This window comes from Stenotrophomonas sp. INTA L402-1, assembly GCF_059295135.1.
In genome coordinates this window covers 1-765 of sequence record NZ_JCAFWP010000108.1, presented here as the reverse complement: position 1 = coordinate 765, position 765 = coordinate 1, and the positions used below count along the sequence as shown (strand labels likewise).

General features: G+C 39.6%; 1 protein-coding gene. It reads right to left on the bottom strand.

Going from position 1 to position 765, the window contains the following annotated elements:
• The coding region (locus AC5O77_RS21745; RefSeq protein WP_494507167.1) for a hypothetical protein at window positions 1–743 on the bottom strand (743 nt) is incomplete at its 3' end.
• Window positions 744–765 lie beyond the last annotated feature (22 nt).

The following is a 765-nucleotide window of genomic DNA, read 5'->3' as shown; positions in this document are numbered from 1 at the left end:
GGCAGCGTCAGATGTGTATAAGAGACAGCACCACGACCATTACGCTGTTGCAAACTATCGGGTGTCCAGCCTACCGTTAAATGATGAAGAGCTTGTGTGCCTTTTTGTAGGTTGATTCCCACTTCCGCTTTCTTATTGGCAATAATGATTTCATATTTGTTTTCAGAAAGCGTTGTGCCATTTTCATCAATAACGGTGTCCGCATTAAAGCCATCTTGAATTTCTTGCACCTCTCCGCTGTCTTTCACGGATTTTGCATTAAAAATCACAATTTTATGTGCTGGGATATTGGCTTTATTGACGAGGGCGAGCTTTAATTTATTATGTGAGCCGATCATATCGCAAAAAATAATTTGCTTACACACGCCCCCTGTGGCTTTCGGATTAGCCCGCTCAAGATTAACGTTTTCTAAAAGTGCGGCCATTTTTGAACCGAGTTTTACATCAAGTGCTAACCCCGCTTTTTCAGCAAGTTTCAAAAATTTACTCTGATTTTCAAAATCCGTCGTGGTTAATTCTATCTGGTTGTTAATTAAACGAGCGATAACCTGAACAGTATAAAGCGTTTTTGTTGCGAAATCGTCAATCCCTTCTTTATCTTTCGCCATCATCGTATCAAGAATAATCTCTGCGGTTGTACCAATCAAATTCTCACGTTCTTCTTTTAAATTGAGCTTGTTAAACTGTTCGATCACCGTTTTAGCTAGCGTTTTTTGACTTGGCTCAATAAAATAACGCGTCATCTCCTGTCTCTTATACACATCT